Source organism: Lentzea jiangxiensis (genome assembly GCF_900104175.1).
In the GTDB taxonomy this organism is placed as follows: Bacteria; Actinomycetota; Actinomycetes; order Mycobacteriales; family Pseudonocardiaceae; genus Lentzea; species Lentzea jiangxiensis.
The window spans coordinates 73,884-95,362 of sequence record NZ_FNIX01000025.1; the positions used below are offsets into that span (position 1 = coordinate 73,884).

Consider the following 21,479-nt stretch of genomic DNA (forward strand, 5'->3'; position numbering starts at 1 on the left):
GGTCGCAAAGCGGTCGCGCTACGCCGCCTCGGCTTCCTTCAACGCCGTCTCGATCGCCTTCACCGCATCGAGTGCAACGTGCCGGAGCAGGTGGCCGTAAATCTCCGTTGTCGTCGACAAGGTCGAATGGCGCAGCGTCTTGGACGCCATGGCCAGCGGCACCTGCGAGCTGAGCATCGTGGTCGCGGCGAAGTGACGCAGGTCGTGGACGCGAATTCTGGGCAGTCCTGCCTGCTCGGTGAGCTTATGGAACCGATGCAGGACGTACTCCGGACGTAGTGGTTGTCCTCCGCGTCGGGTGAACACCAGCGCGCGGTTGGGTTGGCGCCCGGCTTGGTTCTGAAGCGCGGCGGCCACCCTGTCGGAGAGCCCGACCCAAGCGAGGCTGCTCTTGGTCTTAGTGCCCGTTTCTGAACTACTGAACCGTCACGGATTTGAGACCGCTTCCGTTCTTGAGGAAGATGGTCGTCATCATGTCGAAGCGTTACCCGCCCGAGGTTCGTGAGAAGGCCGTGCGCCTGGCCCTTGAGCGTCTCGCTGAGTACGAGTCTCCGTATGCCGCCGCCAAGGCGATCGGCCTGATGGTTGATGTGCACTACGAGACCTTGCGGGTGTGGATCAAGAAGGCTCTTGCGGAGCGCTCTCAGCCTGTCGCACAGCCGTCACAGGGATTGCCGCCGGCTGAGCGTGAGGAGTTGCTGCGGCTGCGGAAGGAAGTCCGGGATCTCAAGCAGGCCAACGAAATCCTGAAACTGGCCTCGGCTTTTTTCGCGCGGGAACTCGACCCGCGGGACCACTGATCGTCGGCTTCATCGACGAGTACCGCGAGGTCTACGGCGTCGAGTCGATCTGTGATGTGCTCACCGAGCACGGAATCCAGATCGCGCCCAGGACCTACCGCAAGGCCCGCCGCCGGCCAGCATCAGCGCGTGACGTCGCCGACGCCTATCTGGAAAACGCCCTGCGCGATCTGCGGGGGACGCCAGAGCAGATGTACGGGCGCCGCAAGATGACCCGCTACCTGCGCCGTCACGGCCACGACGTCGCGTTCTGCACCGTGGACCGGATCATGCGCAGACTCGGCCTCAACGGCGTGGTCAGAGGTCGCAAGCAGCGCACCACGATCCCGGCCAAGGACGGGATCCGCGCTGCGGACAGGCTCAACCGCGACTTCACCGCGACCGCGCCGAACCTGGTCTGGGTCGCCGACTTCACCTACGTCTCCACGTGGGCAGGATGGGCCTACGTGGCGTTCGTGTTCGACGCCTACTCCCGCGCGATCGTGGGCTGGACCGCGTCGGGCTCGAAGACGACCGTGCTGGTGTCCAAAGCACTCAACATGGCCGTGTGGCGCCGTGATCATCACGGCTACCCGGTCGAGCCCGGACTGATCCACCACTCGGATGCCGGCAGTCAGTACACGTCGGTTAAGTTCACTGAATCCCTTGCCATACAGGGACTCTCGGCGTCTGTAGGCTCCGTAGGCGATGCCTACGACAACGCTCTAGCGGAATCGATCATCGGCTTGTTTAAGACTGAGGTGGTCAACCGGCACGGTCCGTTCAAGACCCTCGCCGCGGTCGAGTTCGCGCTCATGGAATGGGCAGACTGGTACAACAACGCCCGCCTGCACTCGCGCCTGGATTACCTGACCCCGACCGAGTACGAAGCCGCCTACTACTCTCAACACCCACCACGCCGACCGGCGCTGGTCTGAAGCCGAAGCCGGTCTCAAATCCGTGACGGTTCACTACGCGTCAGACAGGTGCCGCTGCAGTATCGGTACGCGGTCACCGCAGTCTGGAGTTGGCCTTCACGATCGGCAGGATCGCCCACCAGCGGGCGACGCCCCACGTAGTGCCGGCGGCCGTCACCGCCAGCACGCTCAGGACCAGCGCGTGGACGACGTGGTAGTCGATGATCGGGTTGGAGGACACCGTCGCCTCGCCGGCCGAATGCCGTTGCAGTACGAAGGCGTGAGCGCCTGGGACATATGGAGGTCAGCAGCCGAGGATGTGGCTGAGGTACGCAGCGGTCTTGGTGTCGGTGGCGGCGACGTCAGCGGGTGTACCGGAGGCGACGATGCGGCCGCCGGACGGGCCGGCGCCCGGTCCCAGGTCGATGATCCAGTCTGCGCGGGTGGCCAGGTGCAGATCGTGCTCAGCGACGACGACCGTGTTGCCGGCGTCGACGAGCACGTCGAGTGCTTCGACCAAGCGCTGCACGTCGGCCGGGTGCAGGCCGGTCACCGGTTCGTCCAGCACCACCAGGCCGCGTTTGCGGCCGCGGTTGCCTCGCTCGATGGTGGTCGCGAGCTTGAGCCGCTGCGCCTCGCCGCCGGAGAGGTCGGTGGCGCTTTGGCCGAGGGCCAGGTAGCCGAGGCCCACTTGGCGCAGGGCGTGCAGCGTGGTGACGAGTGACTCAGGTTCGGTGAAGAACTCGGCTGCTTCGTCGACGGTCAGGTGCAGCACCGCGTCGATGGGCAGGCCTCGGTACTCGACGTCGAGAACCTCCTGGGCGAAGCGGCGACCTTCACAGGCAGCGCAGGTGACCCACACGTCCGGCAGGAAGTGCATGTCGACGAGCTTGCGGCCGTAGCCCGTGCAGTCCTCGCAGCGTCCTTCCGCGGTGTTGAACGAGAAGGTTGATGCGGTGAACTCGGCCTTGCGGGCGTGCTCGGTGGTGGCGAAAAGCGTGCGGATCGCGTCGAAGGCCTTGGTGTACGTGGTGGGGTTGGAGCGTGGGGTGCGGCCGATGGGGTCCTGGTCGACCACCGCCACCCACGCCACGGGCGCGGCATCGTCCGCGTCCACGGCCGCGGCGAACGCGTGCAGCAGGCTGCTCTTGCCGCTGCCGCTCGGACCGGTGAGGCAGGTGAGTCGTCCCCGAGGTACCCGCACCTCGGGGACGTCGACGTTGTGGCTGCGGATGTCGCGGACGGTCAGCCAGCCGCCCGAAGTGGCGGGCCGGGTGGTGCGTTCTACGCGCTGTCTACGGCCGGACAGGTAGCTCGCGGTCGGCGACGTCTCGTGCCGGGCCGCTTCGGCCGGTGGCGCTGACACGAGCAGGGTGCCGCCTTCGCGGCCGGCACCGGGCCCGATGTCCACGATCCAGTCGCAGGCGGCGACGATCTCCGGATCATGCTCGACCAGCAGCACGCTGTTGCCCTTGTCTCGCAGAGCTTTCAACATGTCGAGCACATCGGCCTTGTCTGCGGGGTGCAGGCCGGACATAGGTTCGTCCAGCACGAACGTGATGCCTTCGAGCGGGGTGCTGAGCTGGGCGGCCAGCCGGGCGCGCTGCAACTCTCCACCCGACAGCGACGAGGCTTCGCGACTCAGTTGCAGGTGCGACAGTCCGGTGCGGTGCAACACGACGAGCCGAGCGCCCAACTCGCGTAGCAGCGGAAGGCCGACGGGCCGCTGCTGGTCGTCGAGTTCGGCTTCGGCGCGCTCGACCCAGTCGAGCAGGTCGGTGCCGGTGAGCGTGATCAGTTCATGGTACGTGCGGCCGCCGACGACCACGGTGCGGGCGGCTTCGCCGAAGCCGCTGCCACCGCACTCTTCGCAGGGTGTCATGCGCATGTACCGCTGATAACGCTGTTTGCTGGTCTCGCTGCTCGCGTTGGCGAACACGCGTTCCACCTCGGCCAGCGCGCCGCGTAAGGGCTGGCTGCCGCTGTAGGTCCACTTCGTGCCGGTGGCGCGGCTCGGGATCGTGACGCTGGCCTCGATGATCTGGTCGCCGGTGCCGTGCAGCACGGCGTGCCGGAACGTCTTGGGCAGCTCCCGCCATGGCACAGACAGATCGACGTCGTGCAGTTGTGCGAGTGCGGGGATGAACGAGTGTTCGCCGGAGCGCCACTTCGCGAACCAGTGTGAGCCTCCGTCGAGCAGCGGGAGGTCCGGCCGGTCGATGATCAGGTCCGCGTCGGCGCGCACCGTTCCGCCCGCGCCGTGGCAGAAGAGGCAGGCGCCTTCCGGGCTGAACCTGTCGAAGTGGGTGGTCGCGAGCTCGGTGCCGGTGCGCAGCGCGGGCAGTCGTGAGTAGACCAGGCCGAGGTAGGCGTCCATGCCGGTCACCGTGGCCATGGTGGAGCGCGGGTTGCGGTTGAGGCGGCGCTGGTCGACGGCCAGCGTCGCGCCGAGGCCGGTGATGCGGTCGACCTGCGGCCGGTCGCGCTGTCCGATGTAGCGGCGGACGAACGGCGAGATGCCCTCGAGGTAGCGCAACTGGGCCTCGGCGTGCACGGTGTCGACCGCGAGCGACGTCTTGCCGCTTCCGCTGATTCCGGTGAACGCCACCAGTTTGCCCCTGGGGATGCGGACGCTCACGTCGCGCAGGTTGTGGGTGCGGGCGCCCACAACCTCGATCCACCCGTGGTCACGCACGTCGTCTTCTCCCGTTCACTTCGGCGCGTTGAAGGGGTCGAGCAGGAACGCGACGTCGCGCCGCACCCACTCCGACAGCGCGCCATTACCGTTGATCGACCACATGATCAGCGCGCCGTTGTACGTCGTCTGAACCGCCTGGCGAGGGCATCCACATCGCACTCAACGAGTTCGCCTCGCTCAGCGGCTCGCTCCAGCAGGGACGCGATGCCCGTGCGCATCGACTGGGCGAACCTCACTGCGTGGTAGTGCGACGCGTCATCGCTGAGGTCGAGGTGCAGCAACGCCACATCGTTGAGCGTGGCGCGGAACGGGCCGATGCGAGCCAGCGTGCGGGATGCGCTGACGAAGATCTGCTCGTCGGTGACGGACATCGGTCGCGGACTCACGGCACGGACAATACCCCATAAGTGAATCGACGTTCACTAACTCAACGTAGTCACCTACCTCCCGCCGAACTACGGGGATTACTGAGGCCTCCTCACAACCGCGCTTTCCACCGCCAAGGCCGGCTCAGCGACGGTCGGCCGCTCGAAGAGCTGGCGCAACGGCAGCTGCACGCCGCGGCCCGGATGCGGTCCACATCGCGGACCGCCAGCAGCGAATGTCCGCCGTGGGTTGAGAAGTCGTCGTGAACACCGACCTCCGGTACCTCCAGCACCTCACGCCAGACGTCGGCGAGCGTGCGTTCCACCTCAGTGCGCGGAGGCGTGCTGCTCCAGCTCGCCGGAGTGGCGGGAGCAGGCAACGCGTTGTGGTCGATCTTGCCATCGGGCGTGTGCGGCAACTGGTCGAGGAACACGAAGAACCGCGGCACGAGCTGCCTGGGCAACGATGCCGCGAGATGGGCGCGGATCTCCTGCTCGTCGAGCACCGGGCTCACGTGAGCCACGAGGTGATCGCCGTGCAAACCCACCGCCGACTCGGCCACATCGTTGTGGCTGAGCAGCGTGTTCCGGACTTCGCCGAGTTCGATGCGGTGGCCGGGTTTGGTGGACGGGCCGTACAGGTTGTTCACAGCTCGGACGTGCGGCTGCTGGTGAAGGCGCTGAACGAGATCTGGTGCGAGTGCCTCGTCAGCCAAGTTGATGGTGGTGGCCGTTCGGGGCAGAGCGTTGTGGTCCAGCAGTTCCCGTGCGATCGACGGCACCGTGTTGACCAGGCTGACTCCGCTGAGACGGGAGCCGCTGTCGATGAGGTCGAGTGCGGTGTGTTCAGTGAGGGCCACCGTGCCGCCCATGGTGAGCGGTACGAACGAGCCAGCGACCGACGACAGCTTTCGGGACGGGGTCGCCGAGTTCATGCCGGCACCTTGACGACGACAGGACGACTGATGCCCAGTCGAGTACAGACACCGGCAGGGAGGTTTTTCCAATCGGCAAGACGATCAACAAGTCTGTGGGCTCGTCCTGGACCGGCCGGTAAGGCTTGCGCTGTTCCCGCTTTGCCCAGTTCGACTCTTGCTTGAGTTCAGTCTCGGTGGCTCAGATATCGTCAAGTCCGCGAATCGAACAGTTCAGCGCGAAGGCGAGCTGCTGAGTCTGAAAGGCGGCGCCGACGCGGTGGTAGTCGATGGCGTGCCCGGCCGCGGGGACGACCTCGACGTCGACGTAGGGGGACGACGTCAGGCCCGCCGCGAACTCGGCGATCTGATCCTGTCCTCCAGCCCATAGTCGATCGAGCTGGCCGTGTCGGAGTTGAACAGGTACGGAGATCTCCGGCGCTAGGTCACCGAACACCTCCACCCACTTCGCGCCTTCCACCAGCTCTGCCGTGCGAACCGGAACGTTGGCGAAGTAGCTGGTCTGGGGCATGTCGCTGCGGTGGGTCCACGCCGGTCCGAACATCAGTTCGGCTTTCTGCTCGACGGGCACGTCGAGGAAGGTTTCCGGGTGAGCCGCCCATACCTCGGTGAAGCCGTCGGCGTGCCGCAACAGGCAGCCGGAAAGGGCCAAGCCGAGAAGTGGCCATTGCGGTTTGCGAGCAGCGATTCCCATCGCGACATGGACGCCGATGGAGTGTCCGATCAGGAAGACACCCGCACAGCCGATCCCGGTGCTCTCCCAGAGTTCGGAGATCAGGTGGTCCAGGGCCGCCGCGTTGGCGAGGTAGAGAGACTCACCGGCTGCCGCGGGACTGCTTCCCCCATGTCCTGGCCGGTCCACAGCGATGATCGGCACGTCGAGACCCGCCGCGCGGTCGAGAAGCGAGTAGCCGGGCACGTCGAAGTAGGACGAGGTGTAGCCGCCTCCGTGGATCGCGACGACCAGGGGAACGTCCTTGTCAGGGGTGCCGCCGACCCTGCGCAGACCCGTGAACCGCATCCCTCGGGCGGGGCCCGCTGACGTCACGTGATGGGTGAAGCGCTCTGTGGCATTCGAGGACATCGTCTTCTGCTTCTTTCGTCGTTGTGGACTTGCGAACGCCACCGCTTGGGGATGGCGCTCCGGGTTCGATGAAGCACGGCCTGCGGTGGGCGTGCATGGCGTAGTTGTCCTGCTCCGTCAGCGAAGCCGCGGGCGCCTGGCTACCGGTTGCCCGGTCGGGTCCGCCCCTGGAGCCGGCTCGTGCTCGTCGGCGCGATCAGGGCGGACCAGGTAGAACACGGCCAGCCCGCACAGCACTCCAGTCAGGCCCGAGACCCACAGCGTCCAGCTGACTCCACCCACTGACGCGGCTTCCAGGGCGCTGTCGAGGGCCGCGCGGCGGTCCGTGGGGACCGCGCGCAGCAGGGCTGGGGCTTGGCCGCCGCCCAGTGCCCGTGACGCCTCCGCCGAGCCGGGCACGTTGTGCTCCGACAGGATGTGCGCGGCCCTGGCGGAGAAGACGGAGCCGAGGACGGCGATGCCCAATGCGAAGCCGAGCTGGCGGGCGGTGTTGACCGCGCCGGCGGCCATGCCGCCGCGTTCTACCGGGACCGAGCCCATCGCGGCCGAGCTGAGTGTCGGCGTGGCCAGGCCGGCACCTGCACCGACGAGCACGTTGCCGGGCACCAGTGAGAGCCAGCCTGCCGGACCGTGCATCAGCAGCCCGCCGACGATCCCGCCCACGCCGACCAGCACGAGGCCGCCGGCGATGAGCGGACCCGGTCGCGCGGTGTGCAGGAAGCGTCCGATCACCGCCGAGGCCGCGAACGACGCGACCGCCAGCGGCAGGCCGGTGAAGCCCACCTGGATCGGGCTCATGTCCCGCACGGACTGCAGCCAGATCGAGGTGTAGGTGACGGCGGCGAAGGCACTGAACGACATGAAGAACGCCGCGAGCAGCACACCGACGAACGAGCGGTTGCGCATGAGCCCGAGGTCGAGCATGGGCTGCGGCACCTTGAGCTCCACCACGATGAACAACGCGAGCAGCGCCGGCCCGGCGACGAACCAGATCCACGAGTGAGGCTGGGACCAGCCGTGCTCGTTGGACCGGATCAGGCCGTAGGTGAGAGCGCTGGCCGCAGCGGTGAAGGTCAGCACTCCCAGGACGTCGACGCGCCCCTTCGCAGGTGCGTGAACGTCACGGAGCACGACGAAGCTCAGCGCGATCGCGATCGCGCTGACAGGCAGGTTGACGAAGAAGACCCAGCGCCATGAGACGACTTCGGTGAGTACGCCGCCGACGATCGGGCCGATCGCGGCCGAGGTTCCGGCCACAGCTCCCCACAGCCCGTAGGCGGTGCCGCGCTCACGGCCCGAGTAGTTGCTGTTGAGTAGCGCGAACACTGTCGCGAACATCCCCGCCGCGCCGATTCCCTGCACGATCCTGGCCGCGATCAACACTTCGGCGTTGGGCGCCAGGCCGCATGCCAGCGATGAGGCCGCGAACAGCGCGAGCCCGCCGATGTAAGCCCGGCGGTGGCCGATCAAGTCGGAGATCGAGCCGGCGCCGAGCACCAGGGCGGCCAAGACGAGGGCGTACACGTCGACGACCCACTGCAGCGAGCTGAAGGAGGCGCTGAGGTCTGAGGCCATGGCGGGCAGGGCCACGTTGACGACGGTCACATCGACCAACAGCATGAACGAGCCGGACAGGACCGTGACCAGCGGCAACCACTTGCGCATCTGTCGCCTCCCTTTCGGAATTTCCGACTCGAGTGTGTTGGACGGTCGAGGGACAAAGCCTGAGGAAGGGCTCTGGGCGTAGATTTCCGTCATGACTGGCCCTCGGAATCAGAAATCGGTCATCCTGGATCGACTGGACGAGCAAATTGTCTGCTGTCTCCAGATCAGTCCGCGCGTCCCGTTCCGACGGATCGCGCAAGTTCTCAACGTCTCGGAACGCACCGTGGCGCGGCGCTACAAGGCGATGTGCCGCGCGGGCGTCCTGCAAGTCGTGGCCAACATCAGCCCGGTCGCATTGGGCGAAAGTGACTGGATCGTGCGGGTCCGCACCCGGCCGGACGCAGTCCTCGGGACAGCCCAGGCGCTGGCCCGACGTCCCGATGTCTCCTGGGTCAGCGTCAACGCGGGCGGGTCGGAGATCGTCTGCTCGGTCCGGTCCCACACGCAGGAAGAGCGTGAGCACCTGCTGCTCGACCGGCTTCCACGCAGCGCGGCTGTCCTCGACCTCACGCTGTCGGTCATCCTGCGCCGGTTCGTCGGGGGCAAAGCCACCGACTTGGTCGCGGAGCCGGGCGTGCTGACGCCCGAACAGGCGGAGCAGCTTGCCGTCGAACGACAGGTACCGCGATATGCGAGCATCCCGGTCGTCGAATCTCTCGATCCAGGGGACTACGCCATGTTCCGGGTCCTCGCCCGAGACGGACGAGCTCCGGTGGGCGCTCTCGCCCGCGCCGCGCAGGTTTCCGAGGGCCGCGCTGGCCGCCGCCTGGACACGTTGCTCGGCAGCGGGGTGGTCTACCTGCACGTCGACCTGTCCACCACCGCGCTCGGCTATCCGATCGCCGCTCACCTGTGGCTGACCGTGCCGCCGGACCGCCTTGAGTCGACCTGCGAGGCAATAGCCGAGCACCCTGAGGCACTGTTCGTCGCGGCCATCAGCGGCCGGTCGAACGTCCTCGCCTGGATAGCATGTCGCAGCCTGGACGGCCTGTACCAGTACGTCACTGAGCGAATCGGTCTGCTCGAAAGCGTGCATTCGGTCGAGGTCTCTCCCGTGCTGCAGACGCTCAAGCAATCCGGGACGCACGTCGATGGCGACCTGCTGACCGTCCACAAATGACCGACCGGGCTATTGTCAAGATCTATGGTATTAACAAAATGGACTCCATTTTTCCGGTGAATTCACCCAGGCATTGCGAAACGATCCATGCAAACCGGAGAGATATGCCCGAAGTGGATCAGATGACGTCTAAGTGATCAGTTCAGAATGAGTTTGCGTGTGGATGGACTGTAAAACGAGCGGTGTAACTCCCAATGCCACGTAGTTAGGCGGTCGAGCCGCCCGTCAATCGTCCGGTGGGAGCAGCGATGGTGGAGGTGATGGTCACCTGCCGCATGGGTTGGTCCCATTTGGACTTGTTGTAGGCGAAGGGTGCGATCGGTCTTTTGATCCGTCGGGGCCAGATCCGGGTGCGACGTTCAGTAGGACCGAGAGCACGAGGATCGAGCGCAGCAGTCCAGATTCTCGGGCATACCCCGCTGCTCTGACCGGCAACAGTTGTGTGAGCGTTGATCACGGTATGACGGGCCGTGCGCAGGACGACGGTCAGGGAGATCCGGTCGGGATCGAGGGCGGCGGAGGCCGCGGCCTCCGCGGCGACGCGGCGGGCGGCTTGATAGACCACGAGCAGCCCGAACAGTTCCTGCCGGACGCCGTCGACGGTGCGAGAGCGCAGGACTCGGCCGCTGCCGCGCAGCGTGACTTTGAGGCCGTGGAATGCCGTCTCGGCTTCCCAGCGCTGGTGATAGAGCGCGACGAGTTCCTGCGCGGGGTGGGTTTCCGGGTTCAGCAGGGTGGTGATCAGACGCAGAGTCCCGCTCTTGGCCCGGCCGTCGACGTCGATCGCGGTGACGGTGGCATCAATGACCCGGACAGTGACGCCGTCGACGTTCGGCTGGACCGCATGGGGGTTGCGAGCCCAGTACCGCAACCGGTCTCGTCTGTGGACATCGGCCACGATCGACAGGTAGGAGCCGTCCGGAAGGGTGCGCAGCACAGCCAGTGTCCGGTTGTTCTGGACCCGCCACAACACGTCGGTTCCGGTGGCGACGGCCTTGCGCAGCAACGGATAGCCATCGGATGCCTGATCGGCCAGCAGAGCATGCCGGGGCGTGATGACCGACACAGCACGGAGTTCTGCTCGGGCTCTGGCATGTCGTGAGGGCCGAACACCGCGTCGATCAACGCCCTGGTCCCGCATTCCACCAGCGCCGACAGTTTCAACGCCGGATAGCTGCCAGGGCCATGGCAACTCACCTTCCGGCCGAAGAATCCAGCCGTCTCGGCCGCGTCGGCGACCGCCAGGCCTGTGCCATCCCACGCGACCACAAGCAACCCGCGCCACCACGAGCCTCGACACGTCGAGCCCGCCACCGGCCCCTTGAGCCGATCGAACAACAGCGCAAGCGGAGCCGAGCCAATCCGTCGGCGAGCATGGCGCAGCGCGGCTTCCGACGGTGACATCCGTTGCCCGCCAACGAGACCGGCGGTCAACGCTGCCCAAACACCCCGGTACCCATCCGAGCCGAACAAGGACAACGCGAGCCCGAAGTAGACCACCACCCGCGAGGGCAGCTTCCGCACGCGGCACTGCACCCTCCGGGGCACGCCGAGTACGTCGTCCACCAGCGCAGGCGTGATCACCTGTGTCAACTCTCCCAGATGCCCGGCCAAGAACACCGAACCCGCTACCTCACCACGATCCACCACGTAATGATCTTGGAGAGCAACACCCGTTCACCGGCTGCCCACCCGCCCAACGGCTTGACGGCCGGCACCGCCGCCTAACTGCGTGGCATTGCGAGTTGCACCTTTTGTTGACAGACCCATGGATGGTCACTCATTCCAACGCCCGGTATCGGGCGGGTTTCCAGGCCGATTGCGGTCGACTGCATTAAGTCTCCGACCCTGGCGACGGAAGAGCCGTGCATCCGAGGGGTGGCGTGCCGCAGGCCGCACTGGTCCACCTTGTCAGCCAGAGGACCCGGCTTGACGCCGTACCGGTTCTGACGAAGACCTGGTTCGTCGTGTGTCTGTGAAATGACGGCGTGTGGGAGACCTGCTACTTCCATCCGCTCTGGTCCGGCGGTTCCGCAGTATGGGCCCGTGCACGGCTGCCGCCCCGGAGCTTGAAGCCTCGGTGCTCTTGGTTCTTCGACCTGGGCTGCGGTTATCCTGCCAGGTTTTCATGTTCTCTTGGAGTTCGCAGTGCAGCTCCGCAGCACGGATGCCGTCAAGTGTTCTGGTGTCAATTTGCCGATCTGGCAAAGAAGCTTTGCCGCTTCGCGGGTTGGTGATCCACTTGTCGTGTGAAAAACACTGTTGACACTATCGCTGAGCGCTTCCGGCTCACGTACTCGCGCGAGAGCATCGACCCGAACTTCGGTGAGCTCTTCAGTGACAACGTGGTGGTCTGGCACAACTACGAAAGTGAAATGTCCGTACCCGGCGGGGAACTGGCAAGCATCATGGTCCGCATGGTGAGTGCGTCTTCCGAGATTCTCCGTGATCACCACGACTCCGTGTGGGCGTTGCAGGTGAGCCCAGACGGCTTCACGCTGGCAGCCACGCTGGAGGGTGAGTTGCCGGACGGCACGCCGGTCCGCATTCCACGCTGCCTCTTGATTGATGTCCAAGATGGCCTGATCGTACGTATCAATGAATTCGGCGACCTTGGTCAGCGTGAGCCTTATGACAATTTTCTGAAAGCCTCAGGAAAATTCCGCACCTAATTTGCCGCTGTCAATCAGGGAATGGTGGTGCGGTGACTTGAAATCGTCGCACGGGAGAGAGGAACGATGATGTCGTTGGAGGTCGAGGTCGTGACGACCTCGTCACTGGGGGATCGTACTTACCTGGCTCACGACGGAAGCCTGGCGATCGTGGTGGACCCGCAACGCGATGTCGACCGCGTCGTAGAGCTGGCAGGCCGGCTCGGGGTCAAAATTACGCATGTTGCGGAGACGCATCTGCACAACGACTACGTGTCCGGCGGCCTGGCGCTAGCGAGGCTGACGGGCGCGGCGTACGTAGTGGCGGGCGCAGACGATGTCACGTTCGAAAGGCTGTCCGTGACGGACGGTGACGCGATCGTGGTGTCCGATCGCATGCGGTTGTCCGTGTTGGCCACGCCGGGGCACACGTTTCACCACGTGTCGTACGTGCTGCAGAGCGCCGAAGGCCCGTTGGGGGTGTTCACTGGCGGATCGCTGTTGTTCGGTACCACGGGCCGCACGGACCTGCTCGGCAAGCGACACGCGAGCACCCTCACGCGTCAGCAGCATTTGTCTGTGCGTCGGCTGGCCGATCTGCTGCCGGATGGGGCCGAGGTGTGGCCGACGCACGGGTTCGGCAGCTTCTGCTCGGCCATGCAGTCCGATGCGCCGTCGTCGACGATCGGTCAGGAGAAGACGGCAAACCCGGCGTTGCGGCTGGAGGCGGACGACTTCGTCAGTCAGATGCTCGCCGGGCTTGACGCCTATCCCGCTTATTACGCGCACATGGGCGCGCGGAACGCTGCGGGGGCCGATCTGATCGACCTGACGCCGACGCGGATCGCGGACCCCGTCGAGCTGCGAGACCGCATCGAGGCTCATGAATGGGTGGTGGACCTGCGCTCGCGCAAGGCTTTCGCGCACCGGCACCTAGTCGGCACGCTGAGCTTCGGGCTGGACGGGCCGATGGCCACCTGGCTCGGCTGGATGGCGCCGGCCGGTGCTCCGGTCGTGTTGCTCGGCGAGTCGGCGGAGCAGGTGGCGCAAGCGCAGCGGGAACTGGCGAGGATCGGGATCGACCGTCCGGCGGCCGCCGCGACCGGCACGCCGGAGCAGTGGGCAAACGACGAGAGCGACCTGGCTGCGCTGCCCGTGGCCACCTTCACCGACTTGGCCGCCGCGCGGGCCGGCTGCCCGCCGCATGGCCTACCGCCAGCCGAAGTGGTGTTAGACGTGCGGCTGGTCGAGGAGTGGCGGCAAGGACATCTCGAAGGCGCGGTGCACGTGCCATTGCCCGAATTGCCGCAGCGAGCGACGGAACTGGCGGCCGGAGTGGTGTGGGTGCATTGCCAGTCCGGTTACCGTGCGTCCATCGCGGCGGGCGTGCTGACTGCGGCCGGGCACCGGACCGTGCTCGTGGACGACGACTTCGGCATCGCGCGAGACAGCGGGCTCACCGTGCTGGTGGAGCGGGAGTGAGATCTCCGCTGTTGCAAACGTCAGCCAGCTCCGTCGGCTGACGTTTGCAACAGTTCTGCGATGGATCGACGCGTGCGCATCAGGTGAGTTCGAGACTGCCCATATCTCCGACTCCTGCAATATTCCGCTGGACCTGCTGCGCGAGCGCTGCGGTGAATCGCGCGCCCGTCCCGATGAGCATGTCCCGCTAATTCGTCAGTTCGGCCGGAGTGCGGCGGCGCGCGAAAGAAAACGGACGGCCGTAGGAGTGCCCGACATGTGCATACCGGGAACACCGTCCTGCAATTACGGCCCAGGTATGACGTTCGTACCGGTCCTCAGTGCATTGGCTGTCAGGAGCGCATCAGCGTGATAGTCGTACTCATGCTCGTCGCCGCTGTGATCGTTGGACTCACACTGGGCGTGCTGGGCGGAGGCGGGTCGATCTTGACCGTGCCCGTCCTGGTCTACCTCGCCGGGCAGGAACCCAAGCAGGCCATCGCCATCTCGCTGTTCGTCGTAGGCATCACCAGTGCGGTTGGCGTCGTGCCGCACGCACGAGCCGGACGAGTGCGCTGGCGAACAGGGCTGGTGTTCGGAGCTGCGGGCATGACAGGTGCCTACGGCGGTGGTCGGCTCGCCGACTTGATTCCCGGTACGTGGCTGCTGGTGGCCTTTGCGGTGATGATGGTCGCGAGCGCGATGGCGATGATCCGAGGTCGGCGTCAGAGCGCTCCGGCGAAGCCGCACGGGGAGACCCCGGTCGTTCGGGTCGTTGCCGAAGGTCTCGTGGTCGGCGTGGTAACTGGCCTCGTCGGAGCCGGTGGAGGCTTCCTCGTGGTACCCGCGCTGGTTTTGCTGGGCGGCCTGCCCATGGCGGTCGCCATCGGTACATCGCTCGTTGTGATCGCGATGAAGTCATTCGCGGGGCTTGCCGGCTACTTGGCCACCACGCACGTTGACTGGACACTCACTCTGATGGTCGCCGGCGCAGCGGTGGTAGGCAGCCTGGTCGGTGGGAGGTTGACAGGCCGCGTCCCGGAAACGCTGCTGCGCAAGGGGTTTGGTTGGTTCGTGCTCCTGATCGGAGGATTCGTGCTCGTGCGGGAGCTTTCGGCGACGATCTGAGTTGTTCCAGAACTGCTTGTGGCGGCAGCGAGAGCAACCGCTAGTGGTGCAACAGCACTTGTGTTCCGTGGTGGATCATGTTGTGTGTGGTCGTCGATGTCGCTGCGGCGGAGTCGGGCCGGTTGCGTGATCGGTTCGTCAGGTCGGAGCCGCGTGATCGGGTGCGGGACTACGTGCTCGGTCTGGTCGCGGGGTTGAGCGCAAGAACGGCTGGTCGTTGGCCGAGCGGGCCGGTGAGGTCTCGCCGGACGGGATGCAGCGGTTGTTGCGGCGGGCGGACGGGGACGTCGAGGGCGTCCGGGACGATCTGCGCGACTATGTCGTGGAACATCCAAGTGCTCAGGACGGGGTGTTGATCGTCGGTGACACCGGGTTTCTGAAGAGAGCTTTCGTTCGGCGGCTGTGCAGCAGCAGTATTCGGGGACCACCGGTCGCACACAGAACTGTCAGATGGGCGTGTTCCCGGCCCACGCGTCGGCGCGGGGCACGCGTTGATCGACCGGGAGCTCTATCTGCCGGAATCTCGGACCGCGATCCGGGCCTGTGCCGGGCGGCCGGTGTCCCCGGTGAGGTGGAGTTCGCCACCAAACCGCGGAAGGCGATGGCGATGACCGAGCGCACGCTCGAGGCGAGGGTGCCTCTCCGCTGGGTGACTGCCGACGAGGCCGACGGGCAGGCCAAGCATTTGCGGTTCTGGCTCGAGCAGCGCGATGTGGCGTAGGTGCTGGCCACGAGGGTCAACGACATGCTGTCCACCACCGACTTCGGCCAGGTTCGCGCCGACGCCCTGATCGCGGGGATGCCGGCACGGGCCTGGCGCAGGTCGTCGGTGGTCGCGGGGCGCATCGTCCGCGCGAGTACGACTGGCGCGGGTGCCGATCCGCGTTTTGCGGGATAGGGCCGCGGACACTGGTTGCTGGACCGCCGCAGCATCACCGATCCTGGCGAGATCGCCTACTACGTCCGCTTCGGGCCCCGTCGTTGCACGCTGCCGGACCTGGCCTGGGTCGCCGGCGCCTGCCTGCGCATCGAGGAATGCTTCCAGCAAGCCAAAAACGAGGCCGGGCTTGACCACTACCAGGTCCGTACCTGGCGGGCCTGGCATGCCCACATCAACCTGTCCATGCTCGCCCATGCCTGCCCCGCCATGGCCAGATCCCTTGCCGCAAAAGGGGAACAACCCACAGCAACGAGGGCATGATCGGCTTCACGTTCCCCGAGATCCGCAGCATGCTCGTCAGCCTGGTCCTCCGGCCGACAACCAGCATCGAACAACTTCTGGTCCTGGTCCTGCCGATGCTGACGACGCCAACACCAAGCCCCGCAGTTCGGAACCGCCAAGACATCTTCACCGGGCAACGACGATCGACCAGTTCGTCCAGCAAGTCACCCGTACTTCGAGCAGGGGACACACTATGGCGCCGTGGCGAGCTTGTCGTCGGCAAGCTCGTGCGGGATCACGGCGAAAGTTGGAACGCCTGCTTGGCTCGCCGGTACAGCCGACGCAACGACACCTTGACCGCACAGATCGCACCTGATGGATCGCCCAGACAGCGAATCCAACCTCAACCGTTTTCTCAGCAGCTGCGTGACGAAACTACAAGAACCACCAACGCAGCCGGATCGTCGACGCGATCCGGCTGCGAGTGCGTGCTTGACGTGAGGCTCACGTCAAGCGGTGTTGGTGTGGGCGAGGCGTCGCCCCCAGAATCCGAACAGCAGAAGACCGGTTAGGGGAAATGCGGCCGCGGCCAAGAGGGTTGTAGGCAGGCCCGACTCGATGCCGCCGTTGTCGGCGAGGACACCAGTCAGCACGGCCAGACCCATTCCGGCGCCGAGCTGTTGCAGACCTTGGGTGACGCTGGAAACCGCGCTGAGGTGCTCGTGCGGCGCTTGGTGCATGATTACCGCGGTCACAGGGGCGAACGCAGCTCCCGCGCCCAACCCGAGCAGCACCGAGGGCAGCAGTACAACGGCGATCGGAGCGTGCGCCTGCGTGGCAACCACCGCCATCGACGTGATGCCCAGAACGAGGCCGACGAGTCCCGCGATGCCTATGGTTCGTTCACCCAGCTGCGGGATCATGCGCGGAATCACCTGGTTGGTGACGATTAGCGCCACGGTGTAGGGAATCAGGGAAAGACCGGTCTCCAGCGGCGTGAACCCGAAGACCCGCTGGGTCAGCAGCGTGGTGAAGAACAGGAAGCCGACCTGACCTGCAGGGATGAACAGCATGGACAGCAGTGGTCCAGCGCTGCGCATCGTGCTGAAGAGGTCCAGGGGCATCACCGGATGCAGGCGTCCGCGCTCCACCAGGATCAGCGCCAGAGCGGACAACGCGGCTACGACGAACGCGCTGACGACCAGAGGGTTGGACCAGCCGGACTCCGCCGCGGTGGTGAAGGCGTAGACGAGCGCGACCATGGCCGAGGTCGATGCGATGGCGCCCGCGATGTCGAGAGAGGTCCGGTGACGCGGCAATTCGGGCAACCAACGCAGTGCGGCGATCATCGTGAACGCGCCGATCGGTGCGTTCACGAACATCACCCACTCCCAGCCCAGGCTCTGGGTGAGCACACCGCCGGCGAGAAGGCCAAGGGCCGCACCACTACCCGAGGCGAGCACGAACAGAGACATGGCTCGTGCCCGTTGCGGTCCTGGCGCGGTGATGTTCATCAAGAACACCATGATGGACGGCGCTGCGAGTGCAGCGCCGATGCCCTGTGCCGCACGCGCTATCACAAGCATCACGGCCGTGGACGCGAATCCACCCGCTGTTGAGGCGACCACGAACATCGCCAAACCAATCAGCAAGGCGCGTTTGGGGCCGATCATCGCCCCGACCTTGCCACTGAGCAGGATCAAGCCCCCGAATGACAACGCATAGGCAGTGACCACCCAAGACAGGCCCGCGCTCGTGAATTCGAGTTCCCGGCCGATGTCGGGCAGTGCCACGTTGACGATCGAGGTGTCGACCACCAGCATCAGCTGTGTCAACACCAACACGGCCACAGCTACCAACACTCGACCGCGCGGCACGGCGACTCTCGGTTCAGCCGTCGTGTCCTCGGCCACGGAGGCCGACGCCGTCGAACTACTACCTTTGACCATTCTCCGCTCCAGGGTCCAATCGCGGGCTCGGGTGAAGCGCCCTGGCAAGGTTCGTGGCAGCGGGTTGGTAGTCGCAACAACTGTTGCTGCGGTGGCAAACTGGCAAGATGGACGATATCTCCTCCACAATGGACGCAATCGGACCGAGGCTTCGGCGCCTGCGCAAGCAGCGAGACCTCACGTTGACCGGTCTCGCCAGAACCACCGGCATCTCCGTGAGTACGCTCTCGCGCCTGGAATCCGGTCAGCGCCGCGCCACGATCGAGTTGCTGCTGCCCCTTGCCCGAGAGCTGCGTGTAGCCATGGACGACTTGATCGGGGCGCCGGAAACAGGTGATCCGCGCCTCCGCAGCAAGCCGATCACCCGTAACGGCATGACGCTTCTGCCCCTCACTCAAAGGGCGGGCAACCTCCAGGCCTACAAGTTGATCATCTATCCGAAAAGGCGTCCGCGGCGGCCGGAAGTGTCCAGCCACGAAGGTTACGAGTGGCTATATGTCCTCAACGGACGTCTGCGTCTCGTGCTTGGCGGCAACGACCTCGTCATGGGACCGGGCGAGGCAGCGGAGTTCGACACCAAGACGCCGCACTGGTTCGGCAACGCCGATGAGCATCCTGTGGAGGTGCTGACCCTCTTCGGTCACCAGGGTGAACGTGCCCATCTGCGTGCCGCTTCGAGCCGTGCCAAGAAGCAGGCGCAGGGCGAGTAGTCACCTGGAGTGCTTGCGACCAGCGGCACCAGTTGGTCACCCGATTTGACGAAACGGCAAAATTCTTTGGGTCTTTGCAACGCCGTGGCTAGCTTCGCAGTTGCGTCGGATCACCAACCGGCGAACAGGTCGACCCTATTCCCCTCTGCGGGGGCACGCGCATCTGAGAAGGGCATCATGAAGATCTTCCTCACCGGCGCGACCGGTTACATCGGAGGTGTCGTCGGCGAGCGTCTCGTCGCCGAGGGACACGAAGTACGCGGTCTGCTACGCAATGGAGACCACGCACGCGTTCTGTTGGAAGCCGGGATCACGCCCGTCATCGGTGATCTGGATGACGACAACCTCCTCACCGCCGAGGCGGAGCGCGCTGACGGCGTGGTCAACACGGCGAACAGCGACCATCGTGGTGCGGCAGAGGCTTTGCTGCGCGGTCTCCGCGGCTCCGGCAAGCCGTTCGTGCACACCAGCGGAACCAGCATCATCGGTGACGATGCCAAGGGAGACGAACTCTCGTCTGCCGTCTACGACGACACGCGGGAAGTGGTCGCCGACTCCCACCCGATTCGGCAGGCCCGGTTCGCCCTCGACACCGCCGTGGTCGACGCGGCGCGAGACGGCGTCCGCACGGTCGTGCTCTGCAACTCGCTCATCTACGGCAACGGCCGCCCGCCCCGTCCCGACACGGTGCTGATGATCCCGTTGGTCGAGCAGGCACGCGACAGCGGAGTTGTCCGAGTCGTCGGCAAGGGCGTCAACACCTGGTCGAACGTTCACGTCGACGACATGGCGGCGTTGTACTCGATCTCACTGTCCGACTCCACCGCCGGTGGGTTCTACTTCGTCGAGAACGGTGAGGCTTCGATCGCCGAGATCGGCGCCGCCATCGCCGACAGGCTCGGCCTGGGACCGGTCGAGCCATGGCCGTGGGAGAAGGCGGCGGAGGTGTGGGGAGAAGGCCTGGCGCGCTTCGCCCTGGGGTCGAACAGCCGCGTCCGGGCCAGCAGGGCGAGAGAGCTCGGGTGGAAACCTGAGCACACCTCAATGACCGACTGGATCCGGGAGGACATGCGCGTGTGGTGAGCCGCGGAGTCGCGTCCGTGCCAGGTGGCTTGACACGGTCATACCGCAGCCTTTTCAGTACGCGACCGTGCTGATCGACGCGGTCACCCATCGCCGTGTCGACGTGCTCCCGGACCGCAAAGCCGCCACCCTCGCGGGCTGGCTGCGCGAACATCGCGGGGTGGAGGTGGTCTGCCGGGACGGCTCGGCCGCCTACGCCGAGGCGATCCGCCAAGCCGTCCCGCACGCGGTGCAGGCCAGTGACCGGTGGCATCTGTGGCACAACCTGGCCGCCGCGGTGGAGAAGACCGTCATCGCCCACGCCACCTGCTGGAACACCACACCCACCCCGAGGACTCGGCGCTGGCCGCACGCACGCACGCGGAAGCGGTTTGCCGCCGTGCACGCCCTGCTCGCCCAGGGCGCCGGACTGCTGGAATGCGCTCGGTGCCTGGGCTGGGCGCTGAACACCGTCAAGCGCTACGCCCGCGCCCAGCGGGTGGAGGAGTTGCTGCGCCCGCCGCGCTACGGCGCCTGCCTGGTCGACCGGCACCGTGACCTGGTCCGGCAGCGTCTGGCGGAGAAGGTCCCGGTCACGCGGATCCTGGCGGAGATCCGCGAGCAGGGCTACACCGGCAGCGCGAACCTGCTGGTGCGCTACATCAACCAGGGCCGGGCCGATCCCGAGCGCGTCGCGCCCGCACCACGCCGCCTGGTCTCTTGGCTGATGAGCCGGCCGAGCGACCTGCCCGACCACACCCGGCGCCACCTGGACGACCTGATCGCCGCCTGCCCCGAGACGACCACCCTCGCCGCTCGGGTGCGCGAGTTCGCCGCCATCCTCACCGGGCGCCGCGGCGAGGACCTTTCCGGCTGGATCGCCACGACCCGCGCGGACGCATTGCCCGGCTTCGACTCCTACCTCAACGGACTGGACAAAGACCTGGATGCGGCGGTCGCGGGCCTGACCGTGCCCTACAGCAACGGACCCACCGAGGGCGTGAATACGAAGATCAAGCTGCTCAAGCGACAGACCTACGGCAAAGCCAGCTTCAGCTTGCTACGCAAGAGAATCCTTCTCACCGGCTGACCTCGCCGCGACGACGGACGCCATACTTGATCACGCAATCGTGGACAGAGCCGAACGTTTTACAGTCCCTCACTTGAGCGGGAGGCGAGGTGAGTCGGCCGCTGCGCCCTCGTCGACGAGACGCTGCAGCACGTCGGCCAGCCAGCCGCGCAGTTGCGGGCCGGTGGCGGCAGCGACCGCACCGGTGTTCAGCATCCTGCGGGTCACGACAGTTCCGACGATGAAGGACTGGATCGCGTTCGCGGTGTCGACCGCCTGGTGGTCGGAGAACCCCCACGACATCAGCGCCTCGGTCAGCGGTCCGGTCGCTTCCTTCTCGAGGAAGTCGCCCAGTGCCGCCGGGCGGGAAGAGGCCGAGCGCAGCAGGGCCAGCAGGGGGTCGGCGTCGCCTTGCCGCTCCCACCGGTCGACGATCCGATCGGCCAGCCGCTGTCCGAGGCTGTCGATGCTGCCCGGCAACGTCGAATCCAGGTTCAGCCGGGTTTCCATCGCCGCGAGGAACAAGCCCTCCTTGCCACCGAAGTACCGGGTCACCAGATTCGCCGAAAAGCCTGCGGCCTGGGCGATTTGGCTCACCGTTGTCGCCTCGTACCCGTTGCGCGCGAACAGCGGAGCCGCGGCCTTCAGGAGCTGTTCCCGCGTCCCGGCCGCGTTCCGCGGCCGGGACGGCTGCTTGTCCTCCGTGGATTTCGTGGCCACTCCC

The 21,479-nt window shown here is 66.1% G+C and carries 20 protein-coding genes, 2 pseudogenes and 1 other annotated feature; of the genes and pseudogenes, 11 read left to right on the forward strand and 11 right to left on the reverse strand.

Annotated features, from left to right (window positions below; translation table 11 throughout):
* Nucleotides 1-18: 18 nt before the first annotated feature.
* Nucleotides 19-384: pseudogene (locus BLQ91_RS36130) on the reverse strand (tyrosine-type recombinase/integrase); the annotation flags it as partial.
* Between the two features lie 89 nt (nucleotides 385-473).
* On the opposite strand from BLQ91_RS36130, the gene BLQ91_RS36135 reads away from it, so the two are divergent.
* Nucleotides 474-1,717 (forward strand): IS3 family transposase gene (locus BLQ91_RS36135; RefSeq protein ID WP_245734188.1). Its coding sequence is split into 2 segments (ribosomal slippage): nucleotides 474-768 and nucleotides 768-1,717, totalling 1,245 coding nucleotides; the frame shifts between segments, so codons are not numbered across the junction.
* Nucleotides 761-889, forward strand: a sequence feature (AL1L pseudoknot). Its footprint overlaps the gene before it by 129 nt.
* Nucleotides 1,718-1,790: 73 nt before the next feature.
* On the opposite strand, the gene BLQ91_RS41860 is transcribed toward BLQ91_RS36135, so the two are convergent.
* The 6 genes from BLQ91_RS41860 to BLQ91_RS36160 all read right to left on the reverse strand — a co-directional run bounded on the left by BLQ91_RS41860 (nucleotide 1,791) and on the right by BLQ91_RS36160 (nucleotide 8,443).
* Nucleotides 1,791-1,937, reverse strand: a complete 147-nt coding sequence (locus BLQ91_RS41860) for a hypothetical protein (protein ID WP_176960140.1) — start codon at nucleotides 1,935-1,937, stop codon at nucleotides 1,791-1,793.
* A gap of 63 nt (nucleotides 1,938-2,000) precedes the next feature.
* Complete coding sequence (locus BLQ91_RS36140; protein ID WP_090104482.1) at nucleotides 2,001-4,391, reverse strand: excinuclease ABC subunit UvrA; 2,391 nt, start codon at nucleotides 4,389-4,391, stop codon at nucleotides 2,001-2,003.
* Nucleotides 4,392-4,498: 107 nt separating this feature from the next.
* On the reverse strand, nucleotides 4,499-4,780 hold the full coding sequence (locus tag BLQ91_RS36145) for a hypothetical protein (protein ID WP_218130540.1): 282 nt from the start codon (nucleotides 4,778-4,780) through the stop codon (nucleotides 4,499-4,501).
* A 92-nt stretch (nucleotides 4,781-4,872) separates the two neighbouring features.
* Nucleotides 4,873-5,631, reverse strand: a complete 759-nt coding sequence (locus BLQ91_RS36150) for a non-ribosomal peptide synthetase (RefSeq protein ID WP_176960141.1) — start codon at nucleotides 5,629-5,631, stop codon at nucleotides 4,873-4,875.
* Between the two features lie 244 nt (nucleotides 5,632-5,875).
* Nucleotides 5,876-6,778: an alpha/beta fold hydrolase gene (locus tag BLQ91_RS36155; protein WP_090104484.1), complete on the reverse strand. Its 903-nt coding sequence runs from the start codon at nucleotides 6,776-6,778 to the stop codon at nucleotides 5,876-5,878.
* Between the two features lie 117 nt (nucleotides 6,779-6,895).
* Nucleotides 6,896-8,443, reverse strand: coding sequence for an MFS transporter (locus BLQ91_RS36160; protein WP_090104485.1), 1,548 nt, complete (start codon nucleotides 8,441-8,443; stop codon nucleotides 6,896-6,898).
* Between the two features lie 91 nt (nucleotides 8,444-8,534).
* On the opposite strand from BLQ91_RS36160, the gene BLQ91_RS36165 reads away from it, so the two are divergent.
* Nucleotides 8,535-9,563: an Lrp/AsnC family transcriptional regulator gene (locus tag BLQ91_RS36165; protein WP_090104486.1), complete on the forward strand. Its 1,029-nt coding sequence runs from the start codon at nucleotides 8,535-8,537 to the stop codon at nucleotides 9,561-9,563.
* A 205-nt stretch (nucleotides 9,564-9,768) separates the two neighbouring features.
* Here BLQ91_RS36165 and BLQ91_RS36170 read toward each other — a convergent pair whose 3' ends face one another.
* Both BLQ91_RS36170 and BLQ91_RS43925 read right to left on the reverse strand, forming a co-directional pair.
* Complete coding sequence (locus tag BLQ91_RS36170; RefSeq protein WP_245734183.1) at nucleotides 9,769-10,629, reverse strand: transposase; 861 nt, start codon at nucleotides 10,627-10,629, stop codon at nucleotides 9,769-9,771.
* A 275-nt stretch (nucleotides 10,630-10,904) separates the two neighbouring features.
* Nucleotides 10,905-11,213, reverse strand: a pseudogene (locus BLQ91_RS43925) (transposase domain-containing protein); the annotation flags it as partial.
* Nucleotides 11,214-11,812: 599 nt separating this feature from the next.
* On the opposite strand from BLQ91_RS43925, the gene BLQ91_RS36180 reads away from it, so the two are divergent.
* From BLQ91_RS36180 to BLQ91_RS40780, 6 genes are all read left to right on the forward strand, one after another.
* Nucleotides 11,813-12,235, forward strand: a complete 423-nt coding sequence (locus BLQ91_RS36180) for a nuclear transport factor 2-like protein (protein ID WP_090104488.1) — start codon at nucleotides 11,813-11,815, stop codon at nucleotides 12,233-12,235.
* Between the two features lie 69 nt (nucleotides 12,236-12,304).
* On the forward strand, nucleotides 12,305-13,696 hold the full coding sequence (locus BLQ91_RS36185; protein ID WP_090104534.1) for an MBL fold metallo-hydrolase: 1,392 nt from the start codon (nucleotides 12,305-12,307) through the stop codon (nucleotides 13,694-13,696).
* Nucleotides 13,697-14,059: 363 nt separating this feature from the next.
* A complete protein-coding gene (locus tag BLQ91_RS36190) occupies nucleotides 14,060-14,803 on the forward strand; it encodes a sulfite exporter TauE/SafE family protein (RefSeq protein WP_090104489.1) in 744 nt (247 codons plus the stop codon).
* 253 nt (nucleotides 14,804-15,056) lie between these two features.
* Entirely contained in the window at nucleotides 15,057-15,524 is a 468-nt protein-coding gene (locus BLQ91_RS36195) for a transposase (protein ID WP_245734190.1), read from the forward strand.
* The gene (locus tag BLQ91_RS41865) at nucleotides 15,525-15,701 is read left to right on the forward strand and encodes a hypothetical protein (RefSeq protein WP_176960142.1); all 177 of its coding nucleotides are present in this window, start codon (nucleotides 15,525-15,527) and stop codon (nucleotides 15,699-15,701) included.
* Between the two features lie 15 nt (nucleotides 15,702-15,716).
* Complete coding sequence (locus BLQ91_RS40780) at nucleotides 15,717-16,004, forward strand: hypothetical protein (RefSeq protein WP_143022997.1); 288 nt, start codon at nucleotides 15,717-15,719, stop codon at nucleotides 16,002-16,004.
* Between the two features lie 470 nt (nucleotides 16,005-16,474).
* Here the strand turns inward: BLQ91_RS40780 and BLQ91_RS36200 are convergent, their stop codons facing one another.
* Nucleotides 16,475-17,815 (reverse strand): MFS transporter, encoded by a 1,341-nt coding sequence (locus tag BLQ91_RS36200; RefSeq protein WP_176960143.1) that lies wholly within the window; start codon nucleotides 17,813-17,815, stop codon nucleotides 16,475-16,477.
* A 206-nt stretch (nucleotides 17,816-18,021) separates the two neighbouring features.
* On the opposite strand from BLQ91_RS36200, the gene BLQ91_RS36205 reads away from it, so the two are divergent.
* The 3 genes from BLQ91_RS36205 to BLQ91_RS36215 all read left to right on the forward strand — a co-directional run bounded on the left by BLQ91_RS36205 (nucleotide 18,022) and on the right by BLQ91_RS36215 (nucleotide 20,776).
* Nucleotides 18,022-18,624, forward strand: a complete 603-nt coding sequence (locus BLQ91_RS36205; protein WP_090104496.1) for a helix-turn-helix domain-containing protein — start codon at nucleotides 18,022-18,024, stop codon at nucleotides 18,622-18,624.
* Nucleotides 18,625-18,633: 9 nt separating this feature from the next.
* Entirely contained in the window at nucleotides 18,634-19,707 is a 1,074-nt protein-coding gene (locus BLQ91_RS36210) for an NAD-dependent epimerase/dehydratase family protein (RefSeq protein ID WP_218130541.1), read from the forward strand.
* Nucleotides 19,708-19,774: 67 nt separating this feature from the next.
* Nucleotides 19,775-20,776 carry an ISL3 family transposase gene (locus BLQ91_RS36215; protein WP_090104500.1) on the forward strand — a complete coding sequence of 334 codons (1,002 nt, stop codon included), beginning with the start codon at nucleotides 19,775-19,777 and terminating at the stop codon, nucleotides 20,774-20,776.
* Nucleotides 20,777-20,845: 69 nt separating this feature from the next.
* Here BLQ91_RS36215 and BLQ91_RS36220 read toward each other — a convergent pair.
* Nucleotides 20,846-21,479, reverse strand: a 634-nt coding sequence (locus tag BLQ91_RS36220; protein WP_143022999.1) for a TetR/AcrR family transcriptional regulator, incomplete at its 5' end; no start/stop codon positions are given.

Excerpts from the sequence above, each read along its gene's own strand:
- BLQ91_RS36150 (WP_176960141.1), bottom strand. The coding sequence starts at position 5,631 with ATGGGCGGCACGGTGGCCCTCACTGAACACACCGCACTCGACCTCATC.
- BLQ91_RS36155 (WP_090104484.1), bottom strand. The coding sequence starts at position 6,778 with ATGTCCTCGAATGCCACAGAGCGCTTCACCCATCACGTGACGTCAGCG.
- BLQ91_RS36160 (WP_090104485.1), bottom strand. The coding sequence starts at position 8,443 with ATGCGCAAGTGGTTGCCGCTGGTCACGGTCCTGTCCGGCTCGTTCATG.
- BLQ91_RS36165 (WP_090104486.1), top strand. The coding sequence starts at position 8,535 with ATGACTGGCCCTCGGAATCAGAAATCGGTCATCCTGGATCGACTGGAC.
- BLQ91_RS36185 (WP_090104534.1), top strand. The coding sequence starts at position 12,305 with ATGTCGTTGGAGGTCGAGGTCGTGACGACCTCGTCACTGGGGGATCGT.
- BLQ91_RS36190 (WP_090104489.1), top strand. The coding sequence starts at position 14,060 with ATGCTCGTCGCCGCTGTGATCGTTGGACTCACACTGGGCGTGCTGGGC.
- BLQ91_RS36195 (WP_245734190.1), top strand. The coding sequence starts at position 15,057 with ATGCAGCGGTTGTTGCGGCGGGCGGACGGGGACGTCGAGGGCGTCCGG.
- BLQ91_RS36205 (WP_090104496.1), top strand. The coding sequence starts at position 18,022 with ATGGACGATATCTCCTCCACAATGGACGCAATCGGACCGAGGCTTCGG.